This is a genomic window from Calothrix sp. PCC 7507, from assembly GCF_000316575.1.
Lineage (GTDB): Bacteria > Cyanobacteriota > Cyanobacteriia > Cyanobacteriales > Nostocaceae > Fortiea.
In genome coordinates this window covers 356,352-371,043 of record NC_019682.1, presented here as the reverse complement: position 1 = coordinate 371,043, position 14,692 = coordinate 356,352, and the positions used below count along the sequence as shown (strand labels likewise).

Here is a 14,692-nt window from a genome sequence, read left to right as displayed (position 1 = left end):
CAAATTTATGATCATCAGTTTTTCTGCCCTGATAACTAATTACAACACTTGGGAACTGACAACTTTCTGTACTCAAGAGCTTGATCATTGGTCTAAGGATAGTCTTACAGAGATTTTAGTTGTTGATGATGCCTCGGAACAAAAAGCACCCGATAAGAATCTACCTGATAAAGTACGAGTAATTTACAATTCTGAAAATCGTGGATATGTGACTAGTGTAAACATTGGTTTTAGCCATTTGCAAGAAGATGTAATTCTTCTCTTGGACAGTGATGCTTATCCCTTAATGGATTTGACTCAACCACTTGCCAAATTATTTGCCAGCAACCCACAATTAGGGGTTGTGGGTTTTAAACTCGTAGATGAGCAAGGTCAACCTACAGGTGCTTATAGTAGAGAACCGAATGCACTCGAATTATTGCTTGGACAAAGGTTATCAGCAGTATATAATACTAAGTTTAAGCACAGAATAGAAGCCCCTCCATGTCTCCATTCCTGTGGCATAGCTGTGCGAAGAATCGCCTTTGAAGAAATTGGTGGTTTTGATGAAGGATTTGATTTCTTGGATGCTGATCTAGATTTTTCCATGAGACTTCGTGCCGCTGGATGGCATGTACAAGTTGATCCCAATTTAGTTGCATATCACAAAGGTGGAGGTAGTTATCAAACTACAGCTAAACGGGTTTTGCGTCATCAGAGAAATCGATGGCGTTTGTTAGCAAAACATGGACATTTACCACAACCTTGGCTATTAAAAGCTGGACTACTAACTCGTTATGTACTTGAGTACGGTTTTTTGAGAATAGCAGGCAAATTGGTAATCAAAGATCCTGAAACTCTTGAAGATAAGCTATATGGCAGACAACAACTACTTAAGGAAGTTATCATGCTATGACTATGTTTCATCTATGAGAACACCCATTTCATCCTAGAAACACTATTAAAAAGTAAGAGGTTATCTGCCTTGCTATCAAAAATTGATGTTCCCATACCTGTATTCATTCTACACTGGAATCGTCCTGAAGAATGCCTAAAAACATTGCAGCATTTTCTGAACCAAGATTTACCACTCGAAATTTCAGTCTTAGACAACTCATCTTCTCCTAAGAATATTGAGAAAATCAAAACAAGCTTACCTGGTGAAGTTAACTGGATTCAATTACTAGAAAATAAAGGTTGGGGAGGGGCTTTTAATATTGTGCTTCAACAGTGGTTGGATGATGGTATATCTGATTACTGTATTATTAGTGCCCATGACACATTACTGGAAAATCAATGTCTAAGTATGTTAATTGATGCTATGGAAAGCGATAAAAGTATTGGCATTATTTGCCCTGAATATGGCGGCAAAAGCTCTAACTTACCAAGGTTTTCGCCAATACGTGGGCCTAGACTAATTAATAATATTGCTCCTCGCCAATATGGAGAAGTAGAATATGTTGACTTTGCTCATGCAACACTACTTGTATTTAGGAAGGATTGTTTAAAGAAAATAGGAGTGTTCGATAAACGTTATTTTGCTTATGGAGATGAATACGATATTAGTATCAGGGCAAAAAAGATGGGTTGGAAAGTAGCAATCTTGTGGGGAGCTATTATTACAAATCCTATAACTGCTTCCTCTAAACCCGTTATTAATTATCTTCTGGCACGGAATACTTTACTATTGGCAAAAGTGCATGGTGGATTTATATCTTCATGGTGTAGAGCTATTTTAATGCTTTGCCGATTTCCTCTAACGCTATGTCAGCAACCTAGTGAAAAACCGGTAGTTATTGCTAAATTTTTAGGGCTAAAAGATTTTTTATTAGGTCGATATGGCAAACCACCAATCGATTCCTTGAGTTAATATTTTTGAACTTAATTGCGTGGTGTGTGATCAGCAGGCAATAGGCAAGAAGGCTTTTTGGGTTGTATGGAGTTTTTTCAAAAATCAAATATGAGTCCTATAGTCAATCATGAAAATACTTATATATTCACCATTTTTTTATCCAAAAATAGGTGGATTAGAAACAATAATTTCCACTTTAGCCCATGAATTCATGTATCAAGGACATGAAGTTAAATTAATATCACAAACACCAGACACAGACTCAAAAAAATTTCCATTTGAAGTCATCAGACTGCCTAGTTTCCAACAAGTACTAAAGCTAACTAATTGGTGTGATGTTTATTTTCAAGGCTGTGTAAGTTTAAAAGGTTTTTTTCCTCTGCTATTTGTCCCTCGTCCTTTGGTTGTAACTCATCAAACTTGGTATCGGCGTATACATGGCAGTCTGGGTTGGCAAGATTATCTCAAGAAGTTTGTTACTCATTTTGCGACTAACATTTCAGTTAGTCATGCTTTAGCTAAAACAATACCAACATCATCTACTGTTATTCCTAATTCCTATCAGGAGGATATTTTCTATGAAGTCCCAGGGATTTACCGCAACCAAGAACTTGTTTTTTTAGGAAGATTGGTTTCTGATAAGGGAGCCAATTTACTACTGGATGCATTAGCTGAACTCAAATCTTTGGGAATGACTCCTAAACTGACAATTATTGGTAGTGGACCAGAAGAAGATAGCTTACGTCAACAAGCCAAGAACTTAAAAATTATTGAGCAAGTTGATTTTGCTGGAGTGAAAATTGAGCATGAGTTAGCCAAAATATTAAATGCTCATCAAATTATGGTAGTGCCTTCCCTGTGGGATGAACCATTTGGTATTGTCGCTTTAGAAGGGATTGCTTGTGGTTGTGTTGTTGTTGGTTCAGAGGGTGGAGGCTTAAAAGATGCGATCGGCCCATGTGGTGTAATATTTCCTAATGGGAATTTGCAAGCACTAACTCACACCCTATTTAATTTGTTACAAAATCCGCAGCAGCTAGCAGCTTATAGATCCAATGCAGATTCTCACCTATTACGTCATCGTAAATCAGCGGTAGCTAAGGCTTATTTAGAAGTGATTGAGGCAGCAATGAAGTGAAAGATTTAGTTCCCATTGCCATTATAGTTATCCTCTATCTCTCAGGGCGAAACTGGCGGACTTCTATCAAAAGTGTCCTGGTGTTGGCAGTAGTTGAGGGTGCTTTACGGAAATGGTTCCTACCTGGAGCAAGTCAGTTTATCTACTTTCTCAAAGATATCGTGTTAGTAGGTGCTTATCTGCGATATTATTTTCTCTCATCTCCTGAAGGTGCATTTCGAGTTAAAGGTAATCCAGCAGCCGAAGCAATAGTTGCAGTAGTAATATTGCTGACTGGTTGGTCGCTGTTTCAAACTTTTAATCCTAGTTTGGGTTCTCCCATTATTGGAATTTTTGGTCTTAGAGGATATATATTATACATTCCACTACTATGGATGTTACCTACTCTCTTTCGCTCAGAAGACGAACTTTATAAATTCCTGCGCTTTTACCTGCTGTTAGTGATTCCAGTCGGTATTTTGGCTGTATTACAGTACTTTAGTCCTCCCTCAAGTCCTCTCAATGTTTATGCCCAAGATATCAAGCTAGATGTTGCCACTTTTGGGGATGCACGTTCTGTAAATGTTCGTGTGACTGGCACTTTTTCTTACATTGCTGGTTATTCAGTTTATGCGCTGGTTTCCTTTGGTTTAGCAGTTCCGCTGTTAGGAGTTAAACAATCCCGATGGTGGCATTGGGCAACGATCGCAGAATTATTATTGATAGTGGGCACCTCTTTCATGAATGGCTCACGGGGTCTGATTTATAGTGAAGTTATATTTCTCGCAGGTTTTTTTGGACTACAAATACTGACAAATCCTGCCAGGATTATCCCACTCCTAAAGCGGTTTACCTTGCCGATAATTGCTGTAACAGCGGGTATTCTCGTTTGGTTTCAGTCCGCCATTAATGCCTTGGGAAAACGCATTGATTCTAATAATGATACATCTAGTCGCATTTCCCTACTGTATACAGAGCCATTAGATTTTGCACGACTCAAAGGAATGGATAGCTACGGTGTGGGTGCAACTCACCAAGCAACACCTGGATTGCGTAGTATTTTGCATTTACCTCCACAAGAGATTCCTGTGTATTTCGAGTCAGAACCTGGGCGAATCATGTTGGAGCTTGGCCCTGTAGGTTTTTTGATGTGGTATTTGCTAAGATTTATGATTTTAGGTTTACTATGGACCACTTTTTACAAGCTCAAGCGTCCTCTACTGCGACAGCTAGCACTGTCAGCTTTTCTCATCCATTTGCTGCAAATTCCTGGTCAGCTGGTATTTAACCACACACTTTTAGTCTACTACTGGTTTCTGGCAGGATTTGTCTTTGTCCTACCAAGAATTGAGCAAATAGAGAACTGGAAACAACAACAACAATTCTTACAGCAACAGAATGTCCCAGCTACCTATTTCCCTAATACACCCTACAGGTAATCCCTTTGCTCGCAATGCTGCAATTGCTCTGGGAGATGCAGGTTTGCTCAAGGAGGTGATTACGACTGTTGCTCACAACCCCGCAGGCAGTCTCAGCCACTACTTAAAGTTGCTCCCTACTCCTATAAGTAAATCTATTGCCCATGAGTTAGGGCGACGTAGCTGGGTTTCTCCAAATCACATACCAATACAAACCCATCCTTGGCAAGAAGCAACGCGAATCGCCCTAGTTAAGACTGGACTGAGTCGGCAGCTGGGTTTAAATTCTCAAAGTCTTGTTGACTGGGTTTATGCTGCTCTCGATCGCCATGTTGCCCACTATCATCTCCAGGGTCTGGCTGCAGTTTATGCTTATGAAGATGGGGCTGCTACTACTTTTGAGGTTGCCAAGCAGCAGGGAATTTTATGTTTATATGACTTACCTATCCTGTTCTACCGCATGGCGCGAGAGATTCAGCAAGCAGAAGCAGAACTGTTTCCAGAATTGTCTGCATCATTGCAAGCAGTGCGAGAACCTGAGTGGAAATTGAAACGCAAGCAGCAAGAAGTGGCACTTGCAGACCATATTTTTGTAGCTTCTTCCATCACCCAGCAATCCCTACTCCAAGAAGGAGTCAGTCCGGATAAAATTACGGTCATTCCCTATGGCGCACCAATTGATTATTTCCAACCCCAACCTAAACTAGATCAAACTTTTAGGGCTTTGTTTGTTGGTCGTGTGGGCCCTCGCAAAGGAGTTCATTATCTAATCAAGGCATGGCAAGAACTCCAAATTCCCCAAGCAGAGTTAATGTTGGTAGGACTTAACGAATTCCCAGAAAGTTGGCTGGCAAAACTTCCAGACACAGTTCGCTATATTCCTTCAGTGCCTCATGCGACTCTCAATCAGTATTACAGTAACGCTAATGTATTTGTATTTCCTTCTTTAGTGGAAGGCTTTGGGCTAGTGTTGTTGGAAGCTATGGCCTGCGGTATTCCTGTGATTACAACTCCCAACACTGCAGGGCCAGATATTATCACCGATGGGGTAGAAGGTTTTATTGTTCCCATTCGTGACTCGGAAGCACTCAAAGAAAAACTTGAGTGGTGCGATCGCCATCCCGGAGAATTGGCCCAAATGGGGCGTGCTGCTCGTCACAAAGCTGAACAGTTAACTTGGGAAGTGTATCAACAAAATTTGGCAACTCAAGTGCGTAGATGCCTAGCAGCTAGTCGTTAGACATCGCTACTAAAAATTGCTCTGTAATTAGCTGAAAATGGCAAAAAGTGATTGCAGAGTGTGAGAATCTGCAAAAATTTGAGTCTTATTATTTTCCACCTCTATCTGCTACACAATATCTCACACCAGATACTCCCATGAGACATACATTTAATTTCTATATTAAGAAAGCTAAGATCAGCTCATTTAATTTGGTATAAAAGGTTTTCATAACTTATGGCTAATACCACTTTTCACTTGTGGTTCCCGAATATCTTTGAATTTAAAGGCGGGATTCAAACATACTCGGCTTTTTTACTGGAAGCCATACAAAATATTTATCCGAGCGATCGCTATGAGGTTTTTCTCAAGCATGATAAATCCCCGTCCGCAGATTTCGCTAGTTTAGCGCCAACCCAGTTCCACTGTACTGGGGTTGTGCCATCAGGGCTGAGAACACCGACGTTTGCCGCTCAGTTGCTCGGTTGGGGATTTTGGCAACGTCCTAATTTAGTGATTTCTACTCACCTGAATTTCTCAATTGTGGGTCAACAATTACAGCGCTGGGCAGGTATTCCATACTGGGCTGTAGCTCATGGTGTGGACGCCTGGGACATTCAACGCCCAGATTTGCAGCAGGCTTTACATCATGCCGATCGCATCCTAGCAGTCAGTGGCTATACACGCGATCGCCTACTCCAAGAACAAAACCTCGATCCTGCCAAAGTTTCCGTATTGCCAAATACTTTTGATACTGAACGTTTTCAAATTGCTCCTAAGCCACAATATCTGCTAGAAAGGCATAAATTAACCATTGAACAGCCAATTATCCTGACGGTAGCTCGATTAGATAGTAGCGAAAAATACAAAGGACATGACCAAATTCTCCAAGCAATGCCAGCCATTCGTCGAGAAATTCCCCATGTTCACTACATCTTAGTGGGCAAGGGTAACGATCGCCCCCGCATTGAAAAACTAATTAATGAATTAAACCTCAATGACTGTGTCACCTTGGCAGGATTCATCCCTGATGCAGAGCTTTGTGACTACTACAATCTCTGTGATGTATTTGCTATGCCCAGTAAAGGTGAGGGATTTGGCATTGTCTATCTCGAAGCTTTAGCTTGCGGTAAACCCACTTTAGGTGGTAATCAAGACGGTGCGGTTGATGCCCTTTGTCATGGGGAATTGGGTGTATTAGTGAATCCTGATGATGTGGATGCGATCGCCCAAGCATTAATGCAAATTTTAACAGGTATTTATCCTCACCCCATCCTCTATCAACCGCAAACTTTACGCGAGGAAGTGATTGCTAGATTTGGCTTTGAACAGTTCCAAAAAACTCTAGCTGAGTTAATGCAAACTAAATAAACCCCGTCCATTTTGAAACCAGGAGTAGTGCGGGCATCTTGCCCGCTAGTACCAACAGGGAGCAAGATGCTCCCACTACTTTAAATCAATACCAAAAATCCTTAACTGAACCGTATTGAACCATAAAGCATAAATTTTAATTTTTGAAAATCCACAAACTCAGATCCCCGACTTCTCTAGGAAGTCGGGGATCTTTTTGGTCACGAATAATTAAATCTGAAGAATATAGATGAAAGTATTACAAGTCATACCCTCGATTAGCCTAGAAATGGGCGGTCCCACGGAAGTGGTTTTAAACTTAGTCAGAGCTACGCGCCAGCTTGGGGTTGATGTGGAAATTGTCACCACTAACGATGATGGCAATGCCCTATTAGATGTACCTCTGCATCAACGTGTTTTGTATAAAGAAGTACCTATCTGGTTTTTTCCCCGTGCGGCTGCGCGGATGAAAGACTATATTTTCTCTGCTGATTTAGCACCGTGGCTATGGCATCATATCCGGGATTATGACTTGCTAGAAACCCATTATCTGTTTTCTTATGCTCCTACCTGTGCTGGTGCGATCGCCCGTCGTCAAAAAATTCCCTATTTAGTCAATACAATGGGTCAATTGTCGCCTTGGGCACTGGCTCAGAGTCGGCGGAAAAAACAAGTCTACTCTTGGCTGATTGAGCGTCATCATCTCAATCGGGCGGCTGTCATTCACTGCACAGCGGCGGGTGAAGTAGAAGATGTGCGTAACTTCAAAGTTAAGACACCTATTGTCACTCTACCTCTGGGAGTAAATCAACCCCATCTCTTACCTGATGCCAAACAAAAGCTGCGACATGTTTACGGTATTTCTCCAGAAACGCCTGTAGTGTTATTTCTTTCTCGCCTACACTACAAAAAACGCCCAGAATTGTTGCTACAGGCACTTAGCACCCTTGCAGAACAAAACCAGGATTTTCACTTGATATTGGCGGGTTCTGGGGAAACAGGGTATGAGAATGAATTGAAGAATCTCGCATCATCTCTGGGCATTACAAATCGAGTTTCCTTTGCTGGTTTTGTGATGGGTGAAGATAAAGACCTACTGCTGCAAGGGTCAGACTTTTTTGTGCTACCTTCTTTTTCTGAGAACTTTGGTATCGCCGTTGCTGAGGCTATGGCAGTAGGACTACCCGTGGTGATTACGCCTGGGGTGCAGATTGCGCCAGAGGTGGCTACTGCTGAAGCGGGGTTAGTGGTGGAGGGGATGCTGGAACCACTCGTAGAAGCGATCGCCCAGTTGCTGAAATCTCCCAGTCTGAGGCAGCGATTAGGCGACAATGGCCAGCAGCTTGTCAAGCAACGCTATTCCTGGGAAGCGATCGCCCAAAATCTTTCCTCTGTTTACTCAGCAGTCATTCACAAAAAAAAGCTGCCTGAACACCTAGTCAGTCAGTCTTCCTTAAACAAAGTTTTCAGCGTTTACTAGTCATAAATTTTGCCATGAAACGGTTGCATAACCAATTCAAAAAATATGGTTTTTTTGCCATAGTAGGTTTTATCTTCGTCTTATTCAGTATTATTCCTATACGAATTGCGATCGCCTCTCTGCAAGCACCTTTTCCCCAAGCCTTTCTGGTTCTCGGTGGCGATCCTAAACGAGAAGAATACGCTGCTGAACTTGCCAACTATTATCCCACCCTAGACATCTGGGTTTCCAGTGGCTTTCCTCCAGAGAAAGCTCATGCTATCTTCAAATCCGCAAATATCCCCAGTAGCCGCGTGCATCTTGATTATCGTGCTACTGACACTGTCACTAACTTTACTACCCTCGTTGGCGATTTGCAACAGCGGGGAATTCAACACGTTTACCTGATTACTTCCGATATTCATATGCCCAGAGCCAAAGCTATAGCGACTCTAATTTTAGGTAGTCGAGGTATCACCTTCACCCCGGTGAGGGTACCTTCTTCCGAACCTGAAGAATCTCTGTTGCGGATTGTACGTGACAGTGGTCGCTCTCTCCTCTGGATTGTTTCAGGTCGTACTGGTGTCAGTTTTAATCCTCGTGTTCATAACCCATCTTATGCATCTAGATAAATATACTCTTGGCAGTTACACCCCTGGCGCACCCTACTGGAAGCAACTTTTATGGTATTTCCTGGGGTCGCCTTTGGTTGAGAGTAATTGGCTACCAATTTCCATATTAAAAGTTTGGATACTACGGTGTTTTGGTGCCAAAATTGGCCAAAAAGTCCGTATTAAACCAGGCGTTCGAGTTAAGTTTCCTTGGCGATTGACTGTTGGTGATTGTGTTTGGATTGGAGAAGATACTTGGATTGATAATCTGGCGACCGTAGAAATTGAAAGTCATGTTTGCATATCACAAGGTGTTTATCTTTGCACTGGTAATCATGACTGGAGTCTTCCTAACTTTAAGCTGATTCCATCTCCAATTTATATTGAAGAGAGTAGTTGGATCGCCGCCAAGTCGGTGATTGGCCCTGGTGTCACTGTTGGTAGGGGTGCTGTGCTGACATTGGGTGGTGTGACTGGTCGTTCTTTGGAACCAATGGTAATCTATGCAGGTAATCCCGCTCAACCGATCAAAAAGCGAAAATACAAACAAGCTGAGGATATGCTTCGTATTTCTGCAAAAGATTAATATAGCTTTGGCACTGTTGTAAATAGTGAATTCACGACTAATAGAACCAATACGTGAAGTCCTTAAAAGTAACCAAATAACCGATTTTTTAAAAATCAATTCCGATTCCTATAGTATTTGTAGAGTGAGCATTGCCTAGGCTGTTGACTCTGTGCCTTTTTAGGTGATAAAAATTCATGCAAAATTTGTGTAGTCATTGCGAGCAGAGCGAAGCAATGACAATCAGGAGACTTTACACGGACACAGAAATAACATGAACCAAAAATGGGAAAATTCCATCGATTACAACAACAAGGAATCGACCCAAATACACTTTGAAGTTACACCTGAGTTACTCAGCCAATACAAGCTACAGTTGGCAGGGAGAATAAAATCTTATAGCTTAGAAAAATATCAAAATACTTCGTTACATAACTTATAAATTCTCTCCACGGATTAATGTAACCGATTTGTAAATGTTAATTGATATCTGTTGTCAAAGTAGCTCTTAAGGATACAAACTAAGAGTACAACACAAGCAATTATTCCTATGAATGCTATTTCTAAGATTGAATTCAAACACCCAAATTGGCAAACTGCTATTTTATTGACTTTGGGCTTCTGGCTCAGTGCTAGCTTAATTTTAGACTGGGTAATTATGCCTAGCCTTTACATTTCTGGCATGATGACCCAAGCTAGTTTTACTACAGCAGGCTATGTGATTTTTTGGAATTTTAATCGCATGGAATTATTATCTGCTGCTGTAGTCTTAACTGGCGTACTGGCTATGAATAAGACTCAATCCCAATGGCGTTTCAACAGTATTGTTTTATCTGTACTGCTCTTAGCTGTGGCTTTGCTTGACACTTATTTTTTAACTCCGCAAATGTGCGCTACAGGAGTTAATCTCAACTTATTTGCAGCAGAAACTACAATTCCAGCCACAATGAATTTGCTTCACGGTGGTTATTGGTTGCTGGAAGCACTCAAATGGGTAGTAGGTGTAGTGCTTTTAAACTGGTGCTGGCGACAAGAAGCTTAAATCAGTGAACAGTTATCAGTGAACAGTTATCAGGTGTATAAGTAGCTGGACATGAATATTTATCGTTCAGACAAGGCAGGAGGGAAGAGGCTTTGAGTCAACTTTACATTTCGTTACATAATTCTGTTTTTTTACACCTTTCTACTTAAGTGTAGTGATAACTGTTAACTGATTTAAGGTGTGGGTTCAGAATCGTTAAAGAACAGCAGACGTACGGCGAGAATCGCAAATCCCACAGCAGCGATCGCTTTTAATAAGCGTGTGGGTAAAAATTCTGCAACCGCTCCCCCTGCTAACGCTCCCAACAAGCTAGTTAATAGCAGCGCCGCCGCCGTCCCAAAAAACACCGCCTTCGGAGATTGACTGCGCCCTGAAAGCGCGATCGCCGCTAATTGGCTCTTGTCTCCTAATTCTGATAAAAAAACTGTAATAAAGCTTAGTCCTAAAAGATTCCAGTCCATGTGATTATACGGGGAACTTGTACTGAGCGACTTGTGCCGAGCGAAGTCGAGGTAAGTCGAAGTATAGAGAAGAATGACTGATAACTGTTAACTGTTCACAATATCCCAAAACAGCATCAGGGAAATTAATAACAACATCACGCCTGCCGATTTTTCTACGGTTTTTGGGCTGAGTTTACTAGATATCCAACTTCCTAACAATACGCCTAATAGGCTAGTGGTGATTAGTGCAGCCGCAGAGCCGATAAAAACTACCCACGGTGCTTGGGATTCTGCACTCATCAATAGGGTGGATAGCTGAGTCTTATCGCCAATTTCAGCGAGAAAAATGGTAATGAAGGTAGTACCGAAAATAGCCGCTAGTGACTCTTGCTTTTTGGGGCTATCGACAACTACAGGCTGGAGTGGCTTGGCGATCGCATTATTTAAAATAATATCAACGTTGTCTTTTTGTTCTGGCTGGCTTTCAGTCTGAACGATATCAGAAAGGCTCAAAGGTACAGAGTCAAGTTTCACAGGCTATAATTTTCTAGATTGTTTTCATATTCTTCTCATTTTCTCAGATTGTTGTAATAAATTGCAACCCTTTTGAGCCGAAAAAGCGAAAAAATTATTCTGTAGTCCATTAGAGTCCTACAGCTTTGTTGAAGCGGATGATTTCCAAAGAGCGATCGCCATAAACTCCTTCTATTTGCTGGCGACAGCAGTCAATGGCAAAATCGTTTACCTCTTCTGGTTCAACTCCATACATATCTTGAAATATCTCCGTTTCGACACGACAGAAACGAGGGCGATTTGGGTAGATGCGACATTCTCGCGTGGTATGGTCAAAGTTAACACACCAGCCACCTTCGCCTACCATGCTCAGGTAAAGTTCCAGTTCCACAGGTGAGAGATACTCTTCTAAATCTGGACGCTCTGCAGGGTCAAGATTGCAGCAGGCTCCACATTGCTTGATACATTGCCAAGTTGCCATGATTGGGTATTGGGTATTGGGTATTGGGTATTGGGTATTGGGTATTGGGTATTGGAAAGAGTTCAATTATCCAGTCACCAGTCACCAGTCACCAGTCACCAGTCACCAGTCCCCCAGTCCCTAGTCCCCAGTCCCCAGCCACTCATTTTATGTCTTTTCTTATAATTTTGTTAACTAAATTAAATCTAATAGTCCATCGTTGGATATGATCTATTGCGGGTTTGGCAACAGAAGTTATTAGATTTTTTAAGACAATTGGGAGGAAAAATGTTTGACGCGCTCTTTAATATCAATTGGGAAGTGATTTTCCAACTACTATTTGTTGGGCTAATCTTGATTTCTGGCCCCGTGATCATCTTTGTATTGGCATTTCGCAACGGGAATTTATAAAAGTGCTGAGTGCTGAGTAACGAGTGCTGAGTACTGGGTTGAGCAAAAACTGTTGAATTCAAAACTCATCAGTCATAACTTAGTAACTCAGGACTCATGACTCAGTACTGATAAAGCTTGTAAGGCAGCCTGGATGATGCTGTCATACTGTGGTTGGGATACATCAATTTCTTTGGCATCTTCACGATTATTGCCGAGTAAACCGATTGTATGCCCTGGTTGCATGGCTAAGACTTTACCTTCAGGATTTTTAATCCTTAATTCTGGGGATAAACCTTGTTTGTAAATACCACAAGTATAGTGGCGCTGTTGGTACTCAAAGGTAGTTCTTAATGGTTTAGGTGACGAGGTGAACAGTAGGTGAGATTGTTTTGGTAGTCTGACACCGACCAATTCCATCTCGATGGTGCTATTGCCATTAAAGTCATTTTCTCGCAGTTTATAAGCGATGTCTAGGCGTGACGGTAAGGTGAAGTAATCGCCCCAACGCCAGGCGATCGCTTTAATTTTATACTGTTGATGATCAATGGTTTGGGCAAGTGTGAGTTTGATGTGACCCTTACCGACAATCTTTTGCTCAATTACTTGCACATTCGGTGTCCAGAACACCGGATCAGGATTTTCGATACCGCAGGGATGGAGAGTTTGCAGCTGTTGGTAAAGCTGGTGATTGATTTGGCTCAAGTTAGCTTGGGTATCAATTTTGAGTAATGGTTTGAGGTGCTGGGGTTCAAGACACTGGTTAGCAAATTCAATCAAACGCGATCGCAACTGTGGTAAATTCGCCTCACTGAAAGAAAATCCCCCGGCGGCTTTGTGTCCGCCAAATTTTCCTAGCAAGTCATGACAATATTCCAAAGCATCAAACACGTTAAATTCAGGAATTCCCCGCGCTGAACCGCGAATATGTCCCCCATCTTCGTAAGTGCCAATAAACACAGGGACACCATAGCGTTCTACTAAGCGAGAGGCGACAATACCAATAACGCCGTGGTGCCAATTGGGTTGAATGACTACTAATATGCGGTCTTGGGGTAAAGATGCGATGAATTGCGTTTCTACAACTGCGATCGCTTCTTGTTCGATTTCCTCGCACATTTGCTGACGCTGCTGGTTAATTCCCTCACATTGCATTGCTCTTTCCAGCGCTATCCCCATATCATCTGTAGTCAGCAAATCAATCACTAGCTGAGGATCACCAATTCGGCCAATAGCATTAATTCTCGGCCCCAATCGAAAGCCAATATCCTCCGGCTTAAGGGATTTTGGATTTTGGATTTTAGATTTTGGATTGGGAATTTCTCCCCCCTCATTTGCTTTAGCCTGCACCCCAGATACCTGAATCAGCGCCTGTATCCCAGGTAAATGAGATTTGGGTAGATACTGTAAACCGCGTTTTACCCAGCGGCGATTAACGCCAGTCAAGGGAGCTAAATCTGCGATCGTTCCCAGTGTAAACAGTGCTAGCATTGGCTGGATTAAGCCTTGAGTTGCTCCTAGTTGTTGTGCTAAAGACACCGCTAGGATATATGCAACACCCACCCCAGCTACACCCCGATAAGGCGAGGATTCGTCTATCAGTTTGGGGTTGAGGATGGCGTTCGCTGGCGGTAATTTTTGCGGGATGTCATGGTGATCGGTAATAATTACCTTTAAACCGAGTTCTCTGGCTCTGGCAATTGGTGCAAATGCCGAGATACCGTTATCCACAGTTAGAATTAAACTCACCCCTTCGCTGTGGAATTCTTCCACAATCCGTTGATTAATGCCATAACCATCGTGCATCCGACTGGGGATAGCATAATCGACTACAGCGCCTAAACTGCGGAGACTACGCAACAATAGAGCAGTGCTAGTCATGCCATCAGCATCATAATCACCACAAATAGCAATTTTTTCTTGAGATGCGATCGCATTTTGCAATAACTCCACACTCAGCGCTAAATCTGGGAATTCCTCCAGTGGCGAAGGTAAGATCAGAGACTCTGGATTTAAAAATCCTTGTGCTTGTTCTAGTGTGGCAATGCCACGATTGATCAGCAACTGGCTGATAATCGGTGAAATCTTGGTCGCCACCGCCAACTTTTCGGCAAATTCTGTTTGTTGCGCGTAAATTTGCCAGCGCTGATTAGGTAAGCGCCTACGGGGTTGTTGGGGTTTCGGTAAAGCTTGGTCTAGCACAGTATAGAGTTAAGAGTTAGGAGTTTGCACATTTTTTTCCTAACTAATAACTCATAACTCAAACTGATCACT

16 protein-coding genes are annotated in these 14,692 nt (G+C 42.1%); 12 read left to right on the top strand and 4 right to left on the bottom strand.

Annotated features, from left to right (window positions below; genetic code table 11):
* Nucleotides 1-7: 7 nt before the first annotated feature.
* The 11 genes from CAL7507_RS01710 (at nucleotide 8) to CAL7507_RS01665 (ending at nucleotide 10,612) form a co-directional block, all read left to right on the top strand.
* Nucleotides 8-895: a glycosyltransferase family 2 protein gene (locus CAL7507_RS01710; RefSeq protein WP_015126690.1), complete on the top strand. Its 888-nt coding sequence runs from the start codon at nucleotides 8-10 to the stop codon at nucleotides 893-895.
* A 69-nt stretch (nucleotides 896-964) separates the two neighbouring features.
* The gene (locus CAL7507_RS01705) at nucleotides 965-1,849 is read left to right on the top strand and encodes a glycosyltransferase family 2 protein (protein WP_015126689.1); all 885 of its coding nucleotides are present in this window, start codon (nucleotides 965-967) and stop codon (nucleotides 1,847-1,849) included.
* 109 nt (nucleotides 1,850-1,958) lie between these two features.
* A complete protein-coding gene (locus tag CAL7507_RS01700; protein WP_015126688.1) occupies nucleotides 1,959-2,969 on the top strand; it encodes a glycosyltransferase family 4 protein in 1,011 nt (336 codons plus the stop codon).
* Nucleotides 2,966-4,387 (top strand): hypothetical protein, encoded by a 1,422-nt coding sequence (locus tag CAL7507_RS01695; RefSeq protein WP_015126687.1) that lies wholly within the window; start codon nucleotides 2,966-2,968, stop codon nucleotides 4,385-4,387. The genes CAL7507_RS01700 and CAL7507_RS01695 overlap by 4 nt, the downstream gene beginning before the upstream one ends.
* A complete protein-coding gene (locus CAL7507_RS01690) occupies nucleotides 4,347-5,606 on the top strand; it encodes a glycosyltransferase family 4 protein (RefSeq protein WP_015126686.1) in 1,260 nt (419 codons plus the stop codon). The genes CAL7507_RS01695 and CAL7507_RS01690 overlap by 41 nt, the downstream gene beginning before the upstream one ends.
* A 216-nt stretch (nucleotides 5,607-5,822) precedes the next feature.
* Nucleotides 5,823-6,956, top strand: coding sequence for a glycosyltransferase (locus CAL7507_RS01685; RefSeq protein WP_015126685.1), 1,134 nt, complete (start codon nucleotides 5,823-5,825; stop codon nucleotides 6,954-6,956).
* 229 nt (nucleotides 6,957-7,185) lie between these two features.
* On the top strand, nucleotides 7,186-8,415 hold the full coding sequence (locus CAL7507_RS01680; RefSeq protein ID WP_015126684.1) for a glycosyltransferase: 1,230 nt from the start codon (nucleotides 7,186-7,188) through the stop codon (nucleotides 8,413-8,415).
* A 14-nt stretch (nucleotides 8,416-8,429) separates the two neighbouring features.
* Nucleotides 8,430-9,026, top strand: a complete 597-nt coding sequence (locus tag CAL7507_RS01675) for a YdcF family protein (protein WP_015126683.1) — start codon at nucleotides 8,430-8,432, stop codon at nucleotides 9,024-9,026.
* Nucleotides 9,013-9,591: a WcaF family extracellular polysaccharide biosynthesis acetyltransferase gene (locus CAL7507_RS01670; RefSeq protein ID WP_015126682.1), complete on the top strand. Its 579-nt coding sequence runs from the start codon at nucleotides 9,013-9,015 to the stop codon at nucleotides 9,589-9,591. Before CAL7507_RS01675 ends, CAL7507_RS01670 begins: the two co-directional genes overlap by 14 nt.
* Nucleotides 9,592-9,844: 253 nt before the next feature.
* The gene (locus tag CAL7507_RS32145) at nucleotides 9,845-10,012 is read left to right on the top strand and encodes a hypothetical protein (protein WP_160166301.1); all 168 of its coding nucleotides are present in this window, start codon (nucleotides 9,845-9,847) and stop codon (nucleotides 10,010-10,012) included.
* A 108-nt stretch (nucleotides 10,013-10,120) separates the two neighbouring features.
* Nucleotides 10,121-10,612 carry a hypothetical protein gene (locus tag CAL7507_RS01665; protein ID WP_015126680.1) on the top strand — a complete coding sequence of 164 codons (492 nt, stop codon included), beginning with the start codon at nucleotides 10,121-10,123 and terminating at the stop codon, nucleotides 10,610-10,612.
* Nucleotides 10,613-10,785: 173 nt separating this feature from the next.
* Here the strand turns inward: CAL7507_RS01665 and CAL7507_RS01660 are convergent, their stop codons facing one another.
* The 3 genes from CAL7507_RS01660 to CAL7507_RS01650 form a co-directional block, all read right to left on the bottom strand.
* Nucleotides 10,786-11,073, bottom strand: a complete 288-nt coding sequence (locus tag CAL7507_RS01660) for a TMEM165/GDT1 family protein (RefSeq protein ID WP_015126679.1) — start codon at nucleotides 11,071-11,073, stop codon at nucleotides 10,786-10,788.
* A gap of 87 nt (nucleotides 11,074-11,160) precedes the next feature.
* Nucleotides 11,161-11,589 carry a TMEM165/GDT1 family protein gene (locus CAL7507_RS01655; RefSeq protein ID WP_015126678.1) on the bottom strand — a complete coding sequence of 143 codons (429 nt, stop codon included), beginning with the start codon at nucleotides 11,587-11,589 and terminating at the stop codon, nucleotides 11,161-11,163.
* A 109-nt stretch (nucleotides 11,590-11,698) separates the two neighbouring features.
* The gene (locus CAL7507_RS01650) at nucleotides 11,699-12,049 is read right to left on the bottom strand and encodes a YkgJ family cysteine cluster protein (protein ID WP_015126677.1); all 351 of its coding nucleotides are present in this window, start codon (nucleotides 12,047-12,049) and stop codon (nucleotides 11,699-11,701) included.
* Between the two features lie 267 nt (nucleotides 12,050-12,316).
* On the opposite strand from CAL7507_RS01650, the gene psb30 reads away from it, so the two are divergent.
* The gene (psb30, locus tag CAL7507_RS01645; protein ID WP_015126676.1) at nucleotides 12,317-12,439 is read left to right on the top strand and encodes a photosystem II reaction center protein Ycf12/Psb30; all 123 of its coding nucleotides are present in this window, start codon (nucleotides 12,317-12,319) and stop codon (nucleotides 12,437-12,439) included.
* 87 nt (nucleotides 12,440-12,526) lie between these two features.
* Here psb30 and CAL7507_RS01640 read toward each other — a convergent pair whose 3' ends face one another.
* Complete coding sequence (locus tag CAL7507_RS01640; RefSeq protein ID WP_015126675.1) at nucleotides 12,527-14,620, bottom strand: DHH family phosphoesterase; 2,094 nt, start codon at nucleotides 14,618-14,620, stop codon at nucleotides 12,527-12,529.
* Nucleotides 14,621-14,692 lie beyond the last annotated feature (72 nt).

Excerpts from the sequence above, each read along its gene's own strand:
- CAL7507_RS01710 (WP_015126690.1), top strand. The coding sequence starts at position 8 with ATGATCATCAGTTTTTCTGCCCTGATAACTAATTACAACACTTGGGAA.
- CAL7507_RS01660 (WP_015126679.1), bottom strand. The coding sequence starts at position 11,073 with ATGGACTGGAATCTTTTAGGACTAAGCTTTATTACAGTTTTTTTATCA.
- CAL7507_RS32145 (WP_160166301.1), top strand. The coding sequence starts at position 9,845 with ATGAACCAAAAATGGGAAAATTCCATCGATTACAACAACAAGGAATCG.
- CAL7507_RS01650 (WP_015126677.1), bottom strand. The coding sequence starts at position 12,049 with ATGGCAACTTGGCAATGTATCAAGCAATGTGGAGCCTGCTGCAATCTT.
- CAL7507_RS01685 (WP_015126685.1), top strand. The coding sequence starts at position 5,823 with ATGGCTAATACCACTTTTCACTTGTGGTTCCCGAATATCTTTGAATTT.
- CAL7507_RS01675 (WP_015126683.1), top strand. The coding sequence starts at position 8,430 with ATGAAACGGTTGCATAACCAATTCAAAAAATATGGTTTTTTTGCCATA.
- CAL7507_RS01665 (WP_015126680.1), top strand. The coding sequence starts at position 10,121 with ATGAATGCTATTTCTAAGATTGAATTCAAACACCCAAATTGGCAAACT.
- CAL7507_RS01670 (WP_015126682.1), top strand. The coding sequence starts at position 9,013 with ATGCATCTAGATAAATATACTCTTGGCAGTTACACCCCTGGCGCACCC.
- CAL7507_RS01680 (WP_015126684.1), top strand. The coding sequence starts at position 7,186 with ATGAAAGTATTACAAGTCATACCCTCGATTAGCCTAGAAATGGGCGGT.
- psb30 (WP_015126676.1), top strand. The coding sequence starts at position 12,317 with ATGTTTGACGCGCTCTTTAATATCAATTGGGAAGTGATTTTCCAACTA.
- CAL7507_RS01700 (WP_015126688.1), top strand. The coding sequence starts at position 1,959 with ATGAAAATACTTATATATTCACCATTTTTTTATCCAAAAATAGGTGGA.
- CAL7507_RS01690 (WP_015126686.1), top strand. The coding sequence starts at position 4,347 with ATGTCCCAGCTACCTATTTCCCTAATACACCCTACAGGTAATCCCTTT.